The 17232-nt window shown below is 33.5% G+C and carries 16 protein-coding genes; 13 read left to right on the top strand and 3 right to left on the bottom strand.

What is annotated here, in order from left to right; translation table 11 throughout:
- Nucleotides 1-334: 334 nt before the first annotated feature.
- The 3 genes from H6F32_RS08935 to H6F32_RS08925 form a co-directional block, all read right to left on the bottom strand.
- Nucleotides 335-1012, bottom strand: coding sequence for a tetratricopeptide repeat protein (locus H6F32_RS08935; RefSeq protein WP_190368977.1), 678 nt, complete (start codon nucleotides 1010-1012; stop codon nucleotides 335-337).
- A gap of 754 nt (nucleotides 1013-1766) precedes the next feature.
- A complete protein-coding gene (rpsU, locus tag H6F32_RS08930) occupies nucleotides 1767-1946 on the bottom strand; it encodes a 30S ribosomal protein S21 (RefSeq protein ID WP_008226419.1) in 180 nt (59 codons plus the stop codon).
- A 158-nt stretch (nucleotides 1947-2104) separates the two neighbouring features.
- On the bottom strand, nucleotides 2105-3418 hold the full coding sequence (locus tag H6F32_RS08925) for a hypothetical protein (RefSeq protein ID WP_190368976.1): 1314 nt from the start codon (nucleotides 3416-3418) through the stop codon (nucleotides 2105-2107).
- A gap of 683 nt (nucleotides 3419-4101) precedes the next feature.
- Between H6F32_RS08925 and H6F32_RS08920 the strand changes: the two genes are divergently transcribed.
- The 13 genes from H6F32_RS08920 (at nucleotide 4102) to csm5 (ending at nucleotide 17218) form a co-directional block, all read left to right on the top strand.
- Complete coding sequence (locus H6F32_RS08920) at nucleotides 4102-4878, top strand: SDR family oxidoreductase (protein WP_190368975.1); 777 nt, start codon at nucleotides 4102-4104, stop codon at nucleotides 4876-4878.
- Nucleotides 4879-4986: 108 nt separating this feature from the next.
- Nucleotides 4987-5568 carry a DUF3318 domain-containing protein gene (locus H6F32_RS08915; protein WP_190368974.1) on the top strand — a complete coding sequence of 194 codons (582 nt, stop codon included), beginning with the start codon at nucleotides 4987-4989 and terminating at the stop codon, nucleotides 5566-5568.
- Between the two features lie 310 nt (nucleotides 5569-5878).
- Nucleotides 5879-6196 (top strand): carbon dioxide-concentrating mechanism protein CcmK, encoded by a 318-nt coding sequence (locus H6F32_RS08910; RefSeq protein ID WP_190368973.1) that lies wholly within the window; start codon nucleotides 5879-5881, stop codon nucleotides 6194-6196.
- A 27-nt stretch (nucleotides 6197-6223) separates the two neighbouring features.
- Nucleotides 6224-7396, top strand: a complete 1173-nt coding sequence (locus H6F32_RS08905) for a pyridoxal phosphate-dependent aminotransferase (RefSeq protein WP_190368972.1) — start codon at nucleotides 6224-6226, stop codon at nucleotides 7394-7396.
- A 334-nt stretch (nucleotides 7397-7730) separates the two neighbouring features.
- Nucleotides 7731-8378, top strand: a complete 648-nt coding sequence (locus H6F32_RS08900) for a histidine phosphatase family protein (protein ID WP_190368971.1) — start codon at nucleotides 7731-7733, stop codon at nucleotides 8376-8378.
- Between the two features lie 117 nt (nucleotides 8379-8495).
- On the top strand, nucleotides 8496-9515 hold the full coding sequence (locus tag H6F32_RS08895) for a glucokinase (protein WP_190368970.1): 1020 nt from the start codon (nucleotides 8496-8498) through the stop codon (nucleotides 9513-9515).
- A gap of 300 nt (nucleotides 9516-9815) precedes the next feature.
- Nucleotides 9816-10100 (top strand): CRISPR-associated protein Csx18, encoded by a 285-nt coding sequence (gene csx18, locus H6F32_RS08890; protein WP_190368969.1) that lies wholly within the window; start codon nucleotides 9816-9818, stop codon nucleotides 10098-10100.
- A gap of 14 nt (nucleotides 10101-10114) precedes the next feature.
- Nucleotides 10115-11056, top strand: coding sequence for a CRISPR-associated ring nuclease Crn3/Csx3 (gene crn3 / locus H6F32_RS08885; RefSeq protein ID WP_190368968.1), 942 nt, complete (start codon nucleotides 10115-10117; stop codon nucleotides 11054-11056).
- Between the two features lie 73 nt (nucleotides 11057-11129).
- Nucleotides 11130-13436, top strand: a complete 2307-nt coding sequence (cas10, locus tag H6F32_RS08880; RefSeq protein ID WP_190368967.1) for a type III-A CRISPR-associated protein Cas10/Csm1 — start codon at nucleotides 11130-11132, stop codon at nucleotides 13434-13436.
- Between the two features lie 9 nt (nucleotides 13437-13445).
- A complete protein-coding gene (gene csm2 / locus H6F32_RS08875; protein ID WP_190368966.1) occupies nucleotides 13446-13859 on the top strand; it encodes a type III-A CRISPR-associated protein Csm2 in 414 nt (137 codons plus the stop codon).
- 2 nt (nucleotides 13860-13861) lie between these two features.
- Nucleotides 13862-14833, top strand: coding sequence for a type III-A CRISPR-associated RAMP protein Csm3 (csm3, locus tag H6F32_RS08870; RefSeq protein WP_190368965.1), 972 nt, complete (start codon nucleotides 13862-13864; stop codon nucleotides 14831-14833).
- Nucleotides 14834-14835: 2 nt separating this feature from the next.
- A complete protein-coding gene (csm4, locus tag H6F32_RS08865; RefSeq protein WP_190368964.1) occupies nucleotides 14836-15942 on the top strand; it encodes a type III-A CRISPR-associated RAMP protein Csm4 in 1107 nt (368 codons plus the stop codon).
- Nucleotides 15926-17218, top strand: a complete 1293-nt coding sequence (csm5, locus tag H6F32_RS08860; RefSeq protein WP_190368963.1) for a type III-A CRISPR-associated RAMP protein Csm5 — start codon at nucleotides 15926-15928, stop codon at nucleotides 17216-17218. The genes csm4 and csm5 overlap by 17 nt, the downstream gene beginning before the upstream one ends.
- Nucleotides 17219-17232 lie beyond the last annotated feature (14 nt).

Below are 17232 nucleotides of genomic sequence, written 5' to 3'. Positions count from 1 at the left end.
TAAGAGCTTTGTTTGCCCTAATTGCGGTTATGACATACCGCGAGATTTTAATGGAGCTTTGGGGATTTTCCTCAAGGCAATGTGGGATACCACCTTTATCAACTCAGTTGGTAATGTTGTACTGGACATTCACGATATCTCAGATGTCAGGGAATGTCTCGGTTAAAAGTATCAGTAGGGCGTGAAATGGGAATTGTCAGCTTTAGCAGTGATAAGCTGTTGTGCTTTTAATTTGGATAATAGATGCAAGCATCTTGCTTGCACTACAGTAATTTTAGGTTTTTTAGTTATAGAGTTTAGCCGCACATCAGCTTAAATCCCAACTTCCGACTCCTCAATTATTTACCCTTAACATCCCTTCCACTCTATTTACACCATCTAAATCATTATTTTGGCGATATAAATTTAAAGCTCTTTGTAAAGCCCCATTTGCTTGGCTAATTTGACGTTTTTTCTTAAACATTCCCGCCATTAACTCATAAGTACGAGGGTTATTTTTATTCAACTCTAATGCTTGTTGATAAGCCCACATAGCTGCATCAAAATCACCTAGCATGGCTTGAGTCACACCCAAACCTAAATAAGCATTAAGATTATTACGATTAAGTTGGATGGAACGACGATAGGCTTCTTTTGCTCCTACAATATCGTTCATACCACTTTTGATATAACCTACAGCATAGTAAAAATCGCTGTTATTAGGATCAATAGCTAAGGCTCGACGATAAGCTGCTAAAGCATCAGGAAATTTACTTTGTTGCGTATATAAATAACCAATTCCAGAGTGAATTTTAGCATTTCTTGGCGCTAATTTACTCGCCTCTAGATAAACAGCGATCGCTCCATTATAATCACCAGCATCTACTAATCTTTTCCCCTCTTCTAGCAAGTTTCTCAACTCTGACTTATTAGCTTGTGACACTAATAAACTTGTCTTTGCTACCACAGGTGTAGTAGTGTAAAAACATCCTAATAATAAAACCGCTAAAAAGAATGATGTTTTCTTGTACACAGTTAATTCCCTAAATATCTTTACACTTTTTCGATTTGTATATTAAAACAAAAATTTTCATTTTTGTAATCTTAATTTCTTCACATTCATACAAACATTCACAGAAAAATAATCATATCTTATGATATTGATATCTGAACCTTCTTACCAAAGTTTTTAATCTCATCTATAAGCCATTATATAAATCATCATATAATTGTAATTATATAGTTTATGCTCCACATACCACAAAAGGTCTCATTTGTCAAGCACTGTCTTTTTGGTTCTCATAAAACTAGATGATACTAGATAATTTTTGGTAAAATTTTTACCAGAATCTTCCATAAATTTTCCTCCCAGTGTTAAGTTTTGTGTTTTAGTTTTTTGGTTTTTTGGTTTTAAATATTGCCTAAATGTTGCCCAATTCTGAAATAGTTGTCAAGCAAGGGTTTTAAAACTATACATTCAGGCAATTTATTATTTGATTATTATTTGACAATAAAACCCCATTGTACAAATCTTGTAGAATTATACCAAATCGCTGAAAGTATTGCAAGATCGTTGATAAATAGAAATAATTCTCAATTAATGATTAAGACAATATAAAAATGAATGGTTAGTAAACTTTTGTTAATTATAAATTTTTCAACTATTTTTGATAATTAATAAATTATACTTATGAATAGTCGAGAAAAGAGGTTATAAAAAAGTTGTTACCTGTTATCGTTCAAACATCAAACAACAACAGTAACAACCAGTAAAAACCAAAATAGGCTTATTTAAAACGGCGTTTACGTCTAGCAGCAACAGCTTTCCGTTTGCGCTTTTCTAAGGGTGTTTCAAAATGCCGGTGATACTTCACATCAGCCAATATACCAGCTTTAGAAACTTGGCGTTTAAAGCGACGTAGGGCTGAATCTATGCCTTCATTTTCTCCTAAAACCACTTGGGTCATTCTTCGTCAGTCCTCGATTTACCTATAATTTCTATTTGTGACATTTTTCATCTTATCAAATGCTTGATGGGATTTATCAAAATACTAGTGAGTAATTATCTATCAGTTATTAGCTATCAAATATCAGGAGTCAATAGTCAGCAGTTAGTAGTCAGCTATCAGCTATCAGCAGTCCCCCCTTTGGTGCGAAAATTAGGAAGTTCTACAGAAGCTAAAGATTTACGTCCTTTTGGGGGGCGTTGAGGGTAAATTAAAGGAGAAGGTGATTGTTGGGGTGATAAAGTCTCTTTTTTCTCCTCCTGTTCCTTTTTAATTGATTCAGGTAAAATAGAAATAAATGCATCATCGCTTAAAGTAGTTTGTGTACCAGATGGACTATCTAACCAATAATCTTCCATTTCTTCATGATCAATCTTAGAGGTATTATTTGTAGGAGAGGTAATAGGAGTAATATTTGATAATTCTTGTACCTGTGATAACTCTTTCATCACCTCTTCAATTAAGTTATCTGGTAAATTAGTACTTGGTTGATTTTCAGGAATAATATTTTCAGAACTTTCAGCAATAGCTATAGTATCCTCTAAATCTACCGACCAAGGTTGAATGGGTTGGGGATTATTTAGGATAGAATGGGCTTTACGAGAAAATCTTGTTTCTCTATAGTGAGGATTATGGGTAGGAGGACAAGCATCTTCTATAGTATCCCCATGGAAAACTGGTTTATCCAAACATTTTTCCAAAGCAGCCTTAAATTGTAAAGTTTGTCGTTGTTGACGCATCAACCTAGTTCTTAACTCACGACAAGTATTTTCCGAATGTAATAATTGTTGAGATTCTTCTGAGTAGTTAGTTTGTAGTAAAGAACATTCCCTTTCTAGCTGTGCTAAACGATGCTGACTGATTTGCAGTTGAGATTTATAGGTATCAATCATAATTTCTTGACGCTGTACAGTTTTATTTGATACATCTAGCTGCTGATATAGTGACTGAATTTGTTCATTAGCTGCGGAAAGTTCCTGGTTTTGTTGATTAAACATAGATTCTGTAACAGCAGAACGGGTTTTTTGCCATTGTAATATCTTTTCTGTTTCTGCTAGTTCTGTTTTTAACCTTTCTAATTCAGAATATAGGTCATTATTAGCCTGACGTAATTCTTCATTGAGGTTTAGTAATTGCTGAAATTCTGTATTAACAAAATTCTGCTGATTAATATCAGGTTCTGCAATCCAATCTTTTTGATAATTATCTTCTGAATTTTCCATAACTACTACTCTATCTTGATTATCTGTAGCTGGTGGGATAAGAGGTGTATTGTTGAGGTTCATGACTTGATGATATTCATGATGTACCTTATTATCCAGCAACAAGGAACCAGGAACATTAGTTTGTACAGTTTGTAAAGGTTCTGGGGAATGAACAAAATTTGTAGATTTAATTACATTGCTATGGTTTGCAGTTGTATTTATAGTCATTACTGTATATCCACAGGCTGAAAGAAAGTTTTGCTACTATTGTGAATTTAACATTGTTAGTCCAAGTTAATCCAACTTATGATTTTAAGTCTCAAGTTCGGCAAATTTGCTAGGGGACTGTACCATTTGACAGAATCTCCTCAAATCTACTACTATGGAAATATTTTCTGATCAAAATACTACCCATTAATATCTGTATTAACCTAATCTTATCTAATTGTGGATCAAAAGAAAACATCTCTATCCTTGTCTCAAAGGGTGTTTAAATTTGATAACTGTGGCTTTGCATAGGACAGAAGTTGAAACGCTGCAACAAATTGAAAAAAAGTGGCTAGATTATTCGTGTTAGCCTGTAAACTAGATAAGCTAATGTGCAGCACTCACTGTATAATTAAAAAACCTGAAGTTACAGTAGCACAAGCATCTTGCTTGTATTAATTATTCAAGTTAAAGGCACAACAGCTTAGTACAGACACTTCTAGGAGTTCAGTGAGCGCAGTCGAACTGATAAAGCAGGAAGAAGAAGCTGGTAATTGTTAGCATTTGTAAGTTTTTTTATGTCGGATGTAGATTAAAATAAACTCCGTTTTGGAGGATGTATTTAATTCTACAAATTTTGCACCTGATAGTAAATAATTATATAATCATTATTTATCCAAATTTAGAAAAAATCATCTCAATTTATGTCTCAACTGATGCAAGATACCATAGTTTTGATTACAGGTGCAAGTAGTGGTATTGGTGCGGCCTGTGCCAAAATATTTGCAGGTGCTGGTGCTAAACTTATTTTGGCTGCTAGACGTTTGGAGAAATTACAAAAATTAGCAGATTCGTTACATCTTACAGATGAACAAATTTATTTATTAAAGTTGGATGTGAGCGATCGCTTATCTGTAGAATCTACTATTAATAACTTACCTCCAGCCTGGTCAAAAATTGATATTTTAATCAATAATGCTGGGTTAAGTCGTGGTTTAGATAAACTCTATCAAGGGGACTTTCAAGACTGGGAAGAAATGATAGATACTAACATTAAAGGGCTATTATATATGACTCGTTATATAGTTCCGGGGATGGTAGAACGTAATCATGGACATATTATTAATATTGGTTCAATAGCTGGACATCAAACCTATCCTGGGGGTAACGTTTATTGTGGAACAAAAGCGGCAGTTAAGTCTATAACTCAAGGTTTAAAACAAGATTTGTTAGGTACAGCAATTAGAGTAACATCTGTTGATCCTGGAATGGTAGAAACAGAATTTAGTGAAGTAAGGTTTCATGGAGATATAGCAAGAGCGAAAAAAGTTTATCAAGGTGTAAAACCATTGGTAGCAGAAGATATAGCAGATGTAATATTTTTTTGTGCCACGCGATCGCCCCATGTTAATATTAACGAAGTTATTCTCATGCCAGTAGATCAAGCCAGTGCTACATTAGTAAACAGAACTGGAAATTGACAATTGATAATTGATAATTGATAATTAAAATTTTCTTACAGTAGATTAGGCTTCTAGCCTGACTGCCACTATAACACCAACTAATAAAGATAAAAATAAAGATAAATTATGGAACATAATGTAGAAATTAGAAGATTATTAGATATAATGCCAGCTTCAGGGAGAATGATGACGAAAATAGTCAGTAAACCAGCACAAACAAAAGTCATAGACAGCGATTTTCCCCTACCATTTACCAAATATAGACCAATATATATTAACTTTGACTTATGGATAAAACTTACCAAACCCCAAAGAGATTTAACCTTACTACATCAAGTTTCCTGGTTAATTAGTATTAAATGGTTACAACCCAATATTAATCAAGGAATAGTAATATTAGGACTATTAGGAGGAATATTTGAAACCACACAATTAGATATAGTAGGAATAGCAGTTTCTGGAGGTTTAACCGCATTAGCTGCGGCGCGAATTTGGCAAAATAACAAATCTCAAAATAGCTTATTAAATGCTGACTTAGATGCTGTTAAAATTGCCCAAAGACGAGGTTATTCAGAAGCAGAAGCAGCCGAAAATTTATTAACAGCAATTACCACAATAGCACAAATAGAAGGACGTTCTGGTTTAGAATTTAGTGAATTATTGAGAATCCAAAATTTACAAGCTATAGCTAATTTACATAATCAATAAGAGGATGTTTGTAAAGTCTAAATTAACACAAAAATTGGCTATTGGAAATTAATTGCGTTTACACAGGCAAAAACAGCCTACGCAGCTTAAAAATCCTTGGTTTTTCCTTAGTCCAGGCAGGTGGTCACTGAGCCTGTGGAAGTGTGGACTTTGCCTGTATACTAGCGATAGCGCAGCGTGGCGTAAGCCTTATGATATTCGCCCCATAGTTTTAAAATATGTTTTAAAACATCCTCTAATAGAATAGATCATAGATACCCAACTTTTTAAAGAAGTCGGGTATCTGAAAACAACCATCAAAATAACTAAAATGACATTAGCATTAGGAATGATAGAAGTATATGGTATTCCCAGCGCCATAGAAGCAGCAGACGCAATGTGTAAAGCAGCAAGAATAACATTTGTAGGTTTTGAAAATACCGACTTAGGAAGAATTACCATCTTAATTCGTGGAGAAATTGGAGAAGTTAAACAAGCAGTAAACCAAGCATTATCCACCATAATAAAAGTTAATGGAGGAGAAATCCTTTCCCACCATATAATTCCCCGTCCCCATGATAATTTAGAATATGTATTACCCATTAATCTGACTACAGAAATTCGTTTTCCTCCACCATTAAGTAACTGATAATTGATAATTGAAAAACACCAAACTATGACAAATTTACTTTCGCGGATGAACGCAATACAAACGCCAATTATTCCCGTAGTTGCGGAATTAATAAAAAACTCACCAGGTACAATTTCGCTAGGACAGGGAGTGGTGTATTACAGTCCACCAAAGGAAGCGATAGAAGCATTACAATTATTTTCAAGTAATAGTAATAACCATCTTTATCAACCAGTAATAGGAATTTCTCCCTTATTAGAGAAACTCAAAATCAAATTAGAAAAATGTAACCGCATAGAAATTAATAACCATAACAGTATTGTAGTTACAGCAGGAAGCAACATGGCATTTATGAATACCATTTTAGCCATCACTTCCCCAGGAGATGAAATAATATTAAATACTCCCTACTATTTTAATCATGAAATGGCCATCAGAATGGCAGACTGTCATCCTATTTTAGTAGAAACAGACCCTAATTATCAACTAATTCCTGAAACCATATCTCAAGCAATTACCAATAAAACCCGCGCTATCGTGACAATTTCTCCTAATAACCCCACAGGAGTAGTTTATCCAGCAGAAACATTATATGAAATTAATGAAATATGTCGAAAAAATAGCATTTATCATATTAGTGATGAAGCCTATGAATACTTTACATATAATGGTGTTGAACATATTTCTCCTGGTAGTTTTCCTCATAGCAATGAATATACAATTTCCCTATTTAGCTTATCCAAAACTTATGGTTTTGCCAGTTGGAGAATTGGATATATGGTAATTCCTAAACATCTATTAACTGCTATTAAAAAAGTCCAAGATACCATCTTAATTTGTCCTCCAGTAGTGTCGCAATATGCAGCATTAGGGGCATTAAATAGTCCAGATAATTACTTAAAAAATCACCTAGAAAATCTTGCCAAAGTGAGAGAAATAGTATTAAAATCACTCCAAGACTTAGGAGATATATGTACCATTACCTTATCAGAAGGTGCATTTTACTTTTTCATAAAAGTACATACAGAAATGGAGGATATGACATTAGTAAAAAAACTAATTGAAGAATATAAAATTGCCGTAATTCCCGGTTCAACCTTTGGAATGACAAATGGCTGTTATTTGCGAGTAGCTTATGGTGCATTAGCAAGAGAAACAGCACAAGCAGGAATAAAAAGACTAGTGGAAGGAGTGAGAAAATTGACAATTGATAATTGATAATTGATAATTAACAAATTAGGACTAACAGAAAATCTCTCTCAAACCTTATTACCTTCGTTTCCTTGGTCCCTATCTCTTCGGGACACTGTGCGAACGTCGTTAATTACAGCAAATTCCAAGTTTATGATTTACAATCACAAATTGAGCTTCAATTTTTAAAACTACCTTATCAAATTGGTATATCTCATTTACTCCAAAAGTGCTGTATTATATGACTTATACGCAAGTAATATAATTAATAAAAAAATTAGAACTTCGACCTATTCCTTATGGCCTATTTTCTGTTGTATGATACCTACAGATAAAAAATTGATACCTGTCTATTATCACCATGAGTCAAATTGTTTGGATGGCAAGACACGCAAACCGTCTTGACTTTGTTAACCCTGATTGGTTTCTTACCGCAGAAAGAAGATATGATCCTCCATTATCAAATGATGGTATGATCCAGGCGCAACAATTAGCAAAACGGTTAAAAGGGGAAAATATCTCTCATATTTTTGCATCTCCATTTTTGCGAACAATACAAACTGCTAACGCTATTGCAGAAGTTTTAGACTTATCAATTAAATTAGAAACAGGCTTGAGTGAATGGTTAAATGAAGCATGGATGACAGAAGAACCAGAAAGACTGTCAATTTATGCTTTAAAGAAATTATTTCCCAGAATTGATACTAGTTACACATCCCGCATTTCTGCACAATACCCTGAAACCCATGAAAAAGTGCGAGAACGTTCAGGACAAACTGCTAGATGTTTAGCCGCAGAATTTTTCCCAGATGATATCCTATTAGTGGCACATGGTGCATCAGTTTTAGGTGGTGCAATGGGGTTAGTAGGAGATATAGCTAAAAATGAAGTTAAGGCTTCTTTATGTTCTTTGGTGAAATTAGTGCGTCAAGAAACAACATGGTTGTTAGAACTTAAAGGAGATACATCTCATTTAACCAAAGTAGAAGAATTAGTTAGATTTGTCTAACTTGATATTTTCCTACATATTTTTTTAACGTTTGCCTAAGTTTTGCGTCCTTGATAGACGCAAAAATCATGATTATTGTTTGCTAACAACCAACACAATTACTAAGTAATAAAGATTATGACATTATTATTGGCGGGAGATATTGGCGGTACAAAAACGATTTTACGCTTAGTAGAGTCGGAAAATTCACTTTTGTTGAAAACTCTTTATGAGGAAAGTTTTAAAAGTGCAGATTTTCCTGATTTAGTACCAATGGTAACAAGGTTTTTAGATAATACTAATTCCACAACACCGGAAAAAGCCTGTTTTGCTATAGCAGGTCCTGTAGTAGAAAATACTGCCAAATTAACTAATTTATCTTGGTATTTAGATATAGCAAGATTAACTAAGGAATTGGGCATTTTATCTATGTGTCTAATTAATGATTTTGCTGCTGTAGGTTATGGCATTTTCGGGTTAACAAAACAGGATTTATTAACTTTACAAGTTGGTACGATTAAATCAGAAGCACCAATGGCTGTAATAGGTGCAGGAACAGGTTTAGGCCAGGGATTTTTGATTAAACAAGGTTATCAATATCAAGTTTTTCCCTCGGAAGGTGGCCATACAGATTTTGCCCCGCGTAATGAGTTAGAATTTCAACTATTACAATATTTAATTACTAAACATCAGGTAGAAAGAGTATCTGTAGAAAGGGTAGTTTCTGGTTTAGGAATTGTTTCTATTTATCAATTTTTACGAGATAGAAATATAGAAACTGAAACTCCAGAAATTGGGGAGGCTGTGAGAAAATGGGAACAAGGGGAAGCAGATAAAAACATTGATATTGGGGCAATAATTGGTAATGCAGCTTTAAATAAAAGTGATAAATTATCAGTGCAAACAATGGAACTTTTTGTATCTGCTTATGGTGCAGAAGCGGGTAATTTAGCTTTAAAATTATTACCTTATGGGGGATTATATATAGCAGGAGGCATAGCACCGAAAATTCTGCCTTTAATCCAAAATGGGAGTTTTTTAACCAGCTTTACTCAAAAAGGGAGAATGTCATCATTATTAGCAGAAATTCCTGTCCATATAATTCTTAACGAACAAGTAGGATTAATAGGTGCGGCTTTATGTGCAGATAGATTATAATTTGTAGGTTAAATTTCACTGCGTTCTACCCAACCTACCATTGATACTACTGGTTGATTACAAATATTCCCTAGTATCATTTTTTGGGCAGGGACAATTCATGAATTGTCCCTAGGATAATTTATTTACACGGTTTATTTTTACACTTAGATAGAAGACCCCTTTTCTATCAGGGTTTATAATCATTTTTGCTGGGGGGAAATACAGGGGCGAATATAATTCGCATCTACACAAATAAAATATATCTACGTAGACTAATGAAAGATGATAATATTCTTTAGCAATGGAGTAAAGTAACTGATGTGCAAATCAGTATCGGAAAATTTAGTAAAATCCCGTAATTATGCGGTAGCTTTTGCTAATGGCGGTGTGACATTGATTATATTAATAATTTCCCGTTTAAGCTTATTGACGGTAATTATTTGTACTCTATCTGTGTTTTTGAGTAGCCTCATTATAGGTTGGATATGCGATAAGCCTTTATACCAGCTTATCAGCGATCGCCATCGGGGGGAAATTTCCACCCAGTGGGAGTCTGATAATATAGAGTTTATCAGTGAAGAACATGAAAATTTACCAAATTAGGAGCGTTAAAAAAAATGAGTTTACAAGCAGTATCTCTATCTTTGGAAAAAACGGCATTTTACCAAGATTTACACTATCAATTTTTGTTAATTGAATTAACTTCAGAAGATAGAATAATCACACCCAGTGATTTAAAAAGTATAGATTTACCAGCAGGAATTGATACTACTGGAGGTGTGGTAATTTCTGGTCGCGCTCCTATATGGCTATATGGTTATTTAGTTCACTTACTCCATCCAACGGCCTGGTTAGGTTCTTATGATCCGCGTATAGGAGTTGTAGTAATTAGTAGTCATTGTAAATTAGTACAACCTGGACAAGTAATACCAGTACATCCAATTAATGGGAGATTAGGCGAAGTTAAGAATTTAGGAGTGAAAGAGAATACTTTATGTCCTGCGTTAATGATAGTTGGACCACCAAATAGTGGTAAGAGTGTACTTTCCCATACTTTGTTTAATGCTTTGTTACCGCAATTCCCGAATATTTACTTACAACGCGCCCATTGGGATGGGGAGGGTAATTATTTATTGGAATTGGGGAAAGATGCGACAGAGGAAGAAATTGAGGTGTTTAAATTGCGCGATCGCGGTAAACTAACGGATAGATTTTATCCTTATCATGCCGATGCTATATTACAATTACGTCGGCAGAAGTCTTTAGTAATGGTTGATGTTGGGGGGATGGTACAACCGGAGAAAGTACCGATTTTAGAGGCTTGTAGTCATTATTTAATCATTAGTTCACAACCAGAAGCAGTAAAAGCGTGGCATGAGTTTTGTCATGATCGGGGTAATTTGACTCCCGTGGCGACTATTCTTAGTAGTTTAGAAAATGTTACGATTATTCACAAAACTTCACCATTTTTAGAGATGACTTATGGTAGTTTTATTATGGGTCAGAATACCGTGTTACCGGATCAGTTATTACAGCAGGTTAAGGGGTTAATTAAATAACACAATTTGAGTAGGAAAGTACAAGAAACTGCAACAAAACTAATTACAATTATTCAACTATTCAACTACAGTCATGAATGAAAAATCTACTCCTAGCAACACAGCTTTAAAAGTCATACAAGAGGGTGTTAAAATTTTAGCAGAATGGGCTAAACCTGAAAATTTATTTGAATCATCTCCAAATACTATTGATAGTGCTGTCCAAAAAGCTCAGAAAATTCTATCTTGGCCTAAAGAGGGAGAACCCCAGGCTTTAAGATTACTATTTGATTATGTGAATCTTGAAAAAGAGCATAAAAAGGAGACAAAAGAACATTATTGGATACCTCAAGCTATAGATAATAACGATCCTAAAATTCCCTATCCAGTAACAGAAAAACCTGGTTTAGAGAGTTTAAAAAAAGATATCAAAACAGCCTTAGAGAGTTTACAGCAGGAAGATTATCAAAATCTATCCTTGTTAACATTACTTTTGGAAAAATTTGGCTCATTTATTAGTTTTGGAGAGAAAAATGAAAATATAGCCTTAATAGATTTGGTAAAAAGTACAGCCGCAGTTGCAGAGGCTTTAGTAAATAATTCTGAGTCTCAAGATATAACTTTAATTGCTGGTGACTTATCAGGGATTCAGAAATTTATTTATACTATATCTTCTGATGGTGCATTAAAATCATTAAGAGCGAGAAGTTTTTATTTAGAATTAGTCACGGAAGAAGTAGTACAACAATTGTTAGATAAATTAGAACTTCCTCGGACTAATGTAATTTATGCAGGTGGTGGTAATTTATATATTTTGGCATCTGGAAAACAAGAAGTTAAACATATCATTGAAGAAGTTAGCCAACAATTTAATAAATGGCTTTTGCATGAATTTCAAGGTAAAGTGTTTCTGGCTTTAGATTGTTTAAATTTTGCTAAAGATGATCTGAAATCAGAATCTAAAACTGAAACCAAAACCAAAACCAAAACCTCTAAATTTGCAGAACATTGGTTAAAAGCAACCAAAAATTTAGCTAAACATAAATCTCAGAAATTTTGTACTCAAATTAGTGATTTTATTAACCCACGTTATAGCCATGAACCTTGTCGTGTATGTTATCGTGATGATATAGAATCAGATAAGTTAAAACCTCTGAATGATAATGAACCAGATTCAGTTTTAGCTTGTCCAAATTGCCGGAGTATGTTTGATTTAGGAACTGAATTATTTAAAGTTAATGCTATTGTCAGATCAAAACAGAAAAAAATAGCAAATGCTTTACATACACTGTCATTTTCTGGAGATATTTACTATCATCTTTTTGAAAATTGGAAACAAATAGATCCTACTGCTGATACAGTTTTATTAGTCAATGATTGGACATTAGAACATTATCAATTCAAGCATTTTAAAAATGTTTATCCCTTGTTATTAGGTAATTATGGCAAGGAAAAGGAAAATCAAACAGGATTTTTACGTGCTGAAGAAATGGCAGATATAGCAAAAGGAATTAAAAGAGTTGCATCTTTAAGAATGGATGTAGATAGATTAGGACAAATATTTGCTAAAGGTTTAGGTGAAAATCAAACATTACCTAGATTAGCAGGACTTTCCAGACAAATGAGCTATTTTTTTAAAGTCTATCTGAATAGTTTGGCAAAACAAAGATCAGAAAATATTCCTGCTAAAAATTTTAAACAATTATTGCCAAAAAATGAGGAATATAATATACTATTTATATATGCAGGAGGTGATGATTTATTTATTAGCGGGGCATGGAATGAAGCGGTAGATTTTGCTTTTGATGTTTATCAATGTTTTCGATCCTATACAGGATATAATCCAGATATTACTCTATCAGGTGGAATCAGCATTGATACACCTAAATTCCCTCTTTATCAAGCTGCAAAATCTTCTGGTCATGCTGAAGATGCAGCCAAAGGAAATGGTAAAGATAGTTTAGGTTTGTTTGGTCAAGTTTTCAAATGGGATGAATGGTTAGGAACTTTAGAAAACCTGAAAGAACCTAGCGAATTTGATGAAATTAATCAAAAATATGCTCAACGAGAAATTAAGCCAAATTTATTAGGTATTATCCCATTTGTGGAGATATTATCACAGCCAAATATTGGAGTTAATTACTCTCGTACTTTTGTGAAAAACTTGTTAATTACTGCACAAATTCAAGAACAGGCTTTAGAAAAGTTTAAAGATAAAAAAACAAAGGAGGCTCTAGCAACTCGCTATTATTTGCATTTACCAAAGATAGCTTATACTTTAGCGAGATTACCAAGAGAAGTATTAAATAATGATGATTTTCGGACTTCTTTAAAAAGTCCATATAATGCGCCATATTTTCGCGCCATAGCTACTTGGATTGAATTATTAAATCGTGGATGATAATTTACTATGTCAGAAATAGTTAAATCTAAACCAATAGTTGAAGAAATTTTAGCTACTATTCAACGCTTAAAAAATTTCAAAGACTATCCGATCAGAAATTTAGTTAATCACGCTAAAGAATTTGGACCATTTCTAAAAAACCAAAGATTAGAAACTAATCAAGTGCGTAAATTTCTTGATGCTGTCAATCGTTTAAAGGCTGAATTAGCTGAAAAAGGAGAATTTTCTGCAATAGAAACAGAAGTAGTTTTATTGCAACCAAAATTAGCCTATGCAGCAGCTAGACAAAAACCAGCAAAACCATTAAGTGATGTTATGTCAGTTGCTATTGATAAAGTGAATAGCAAAGAAGATTTTGAGCGTTTAGTACAATTTTTAGAATCAATTATTGCATATCACAAAGCAGAAGGAGGAAAATAATCATGACAGTATCTTATGCACAAACATCTTTATTAGGAAAAGTTTCTCTCAAGTGTCAATTAACAGCACAAACAGGTTTACATATTGGTGGTGGTGGTGAAAATTTAGATATTGGTGGATTAGATAAACCAGTAATTAGAGATCCTTTAACTAAATATCCATATTTACCAGGTTCATCAATTAAAGGTAAATTAAGAGCAACATTAGAAAGGTTATTAAATAAACCTCTAAATCGTCCTGGTAGTCGTGATACTCGACGTTATGAAAGTGATGATTTAGTGGATGGTTTTACCGAAGTAGAAAGAGATCGTTTTATCCGTTATGAAGGTGCTAGAACTTGCCAAATTAGCCGTTTATTTGGTTCTACAGGTGGTTCTAACTTTTGGATTCCTATAGAGTCAGCAAGAAATGAAGGATTATTTTCTGATAAAAGTCCTACAAAAACAATTGAAGGTCAAAATTGTGTAAAAATTTCTAGTGGTAGAAATGCAACAAGTCGGTTAATTATTAGAGATAGTCATTTACATCCAGATTCTGCAACACAATTAAAACAAGTGGATACTGGTTTGTTTATGACAGAATGGAAATGTGAAAATAACATTGATAGGGTTACAGCAGCAGCAAATCCTCGACAATTAGAAAGAGTTCCTGCGGGTTCAAAGTTTAATTTTGAGTTAATTTACACGGTAGAAAATGCAGAACAAGCTGTAAAAGATTTAGAAAATATAGCGATCGCACTTGCATTTTTAGAAGATGACGCATTAGGTGGAAATGGTTCAAGAGGATATGGAAAAGTAACATTTGAGAACTTTCTATTTACCTATCGCAGTTTAGATCAATATCGGCAAATGACACAAACAACTGGAGGAAAATCAGCAATACAAGCATTAGAACCTATTGCTAACACCGCAGCACTTTTAGAGAACTTTAGAAATTTGCGTGAGTACATCCAGCGATTATTACCAGGAAATTAATCATGAGTGTTTGGAAATTAGTTAAACTCAACTTTGGTAACAATCCCGCACATTTTGGGGAAATAGGAATAGGGATGGAAGAAACAAGCGATCGCGCCCGTTCTGATACCCTATTTAGTGCATGGGTAAGTGTTTATGCAAAGTTGTTTAATACAACAAATAATAATGCAGTAGAGGAATTATTACAGCTATTTCCTACTAAAAAAACCCCTGAACTAATTCCACCATTGAGAATTAGTTCCACCTTTATTTATCGAGAGGTAGAGAAAGATGGAAATAAAAATACTATTTATTATCTTCCTCGTCCTCTCAAATTTCCAATCAACTATCCAGATCATGATTTAGCATTTTTTAAAACCTATAAAAAGCTGAATTATTTACCCTTAAAAATTTGGCAAAGATGGTATCAAGGAACAGGATTTACAAAGGAAGATGAAAAGGAATTACAAAATTATCGTGAAGATAACCCAGAAGGAAAACTAGCAGAAGCAGAAACATTTAATTACAAAAAAGCCTGTAAAACTCATCAACTGCCAAAAATAGGAATTGATAGAGTTACCACAGCTACCAACCTTTATCATACAGGCTTTGTTCACTTTGCTACTGATGATGCCAGTGATAAAAATACCGCAGGTTTATATTTTCTTGTGGAACTTTCTCCAGAAGGTGAAAAATTAGGTGATAAATTACAAGCAGCTTTGCATCTTTTAGGGGAAGAAGGAATAGGAGGAGAACGTTCTAGTGGTGCGGGAAGATTTACTGCTGAATGGTCAGAACTACCAAAAATTTGGCAAGAAGTTGTTAATTTTAAAAGTGGTAAATTTCACACTTTGATGAGCTTATTTTGGGATTCTGAAATATCATCAAACTTTCTGGAAAATTCCAGTTATGAAATTCAAGAAAGAGGAGGATGGATAGTAGAAAGCCAAATTCGTCGTCAAATGGTGCGGATGTTTAGCGAAGGTTCTGTTTTTACCTCCTCACGTTTAGGAAAATTGGTAAATGTCACACCAAAACAATTTACAAGACATGAAATTTACCGTAGTGGAATTAGTTTAACTCTACCAATTAACACAAAAGAGGAAAAAGATAATGACAATTGTTGCTGAATTAGCATTGAAAAAACCTGACTTTTATGAAACTAGAAGAATACAGTTAACCAGTCCTATTTTACATATTGGTTCATCTGTATCTAGGTTAAATCCCTTTGAATATGTACAAACTGCAAAAAAAGTTTATCTTCCTAATCAAGAAGCATTAGCTAAGGCATTATTAAAAAAAGGAGGAAGGTTTTTAAATGATTATGTTCAAGCAATTGAAAATAATGAAAATATTACCAGACTTTTAGAACAAGCATTTGGCGATAAATGGTGGAATGCAAAAGATACAAATGAAAATCCCATTTTTCCTGAAAATGCAATTAGTCAAAAATTAGCGGAAAGAGTTACAGATTTACGTCCAATGATTCGTAATGGTATGGGATATTTATTTATCCCTGGTTCATCTATTAAAGGAGCAATAAAAACTGCGATACTTTATCATTTATTAAAAAATCCAGATAAATATCAAATTCCCAAAAATAGCAGAGTCAGTGAAATTGAAAAACAACTAAAAGCAAGATTAGGAGAATTAAGCAGTAAAGGTAATCAAACATTTGCTGATGATAAAATTATGGATAGTTTATTTTCTGACTTTTCCTTAATTTATCAAGGTAAAACATTTAGTGGTAGTAGTCAAAATACAGATATTTTACGCTGTTTAAAAGTTAGTGATTCAGAATCATTAATTAAAACAGAAGTTACCGGAAAAACAGGTAGACCAACTCCTATAAATTTTCCAGTAGTGGTAGAAGTGATAGTTTCTAGTAGATTTGATGATTATCGAGCAAAATATAAAGCATCGCTTTATGTGGAAATGGTCAGGAATGTGAAAACAGAATTTACTATCACATTGGATAAGGAAATGTTGAGTTGGTTTAAACATAAACAAGGAATGAAATTACCATTTAATAACATTGATGAATTATTACAAATATGTCAAGGATTTGCACAAGAACAATGGGATTATGAACATGATTATTGGAATGCAATAAAAAATAATTCTCAAGCATCTGGTAGGAATTTAGATTTTAGTAATATTGGTGATTTTTATGAACCGGAAAAATGTCCTTATGGAATGCGATTAGGTTGGGGTAGTGGGATGACAGGAACAACAGTAGGTTTATGTTTTGATGATGAATTGAGGGCAAAATTAAGAGATATTTGTGGTTTGAAAGCACCTGGTTTTGAAGCTCCAAAATCTCGGAGAACTATTATCACTTCTGATGGGGAAATTAAGCTCGTACCAGGGTGGGTTAAGTTTAGGAATTTATCCGCTTTGAGTTAAGTTATGATATTATC

It is taken from the genome of Anabaena sp. FACHB-1237 (assembly GCF_014696225.1).
Taxonomy (GTDB): domain Bacteria; phylum Cyanobacteriota; class Cyanobacteriia; order Cyanobacteriales; family Nostocaceae; genus FACHB-1237.
Note: the sequence above shows the minus strand (reverse complement) of the source record. Positions and strands in the feature narration are given on the sequence as shown.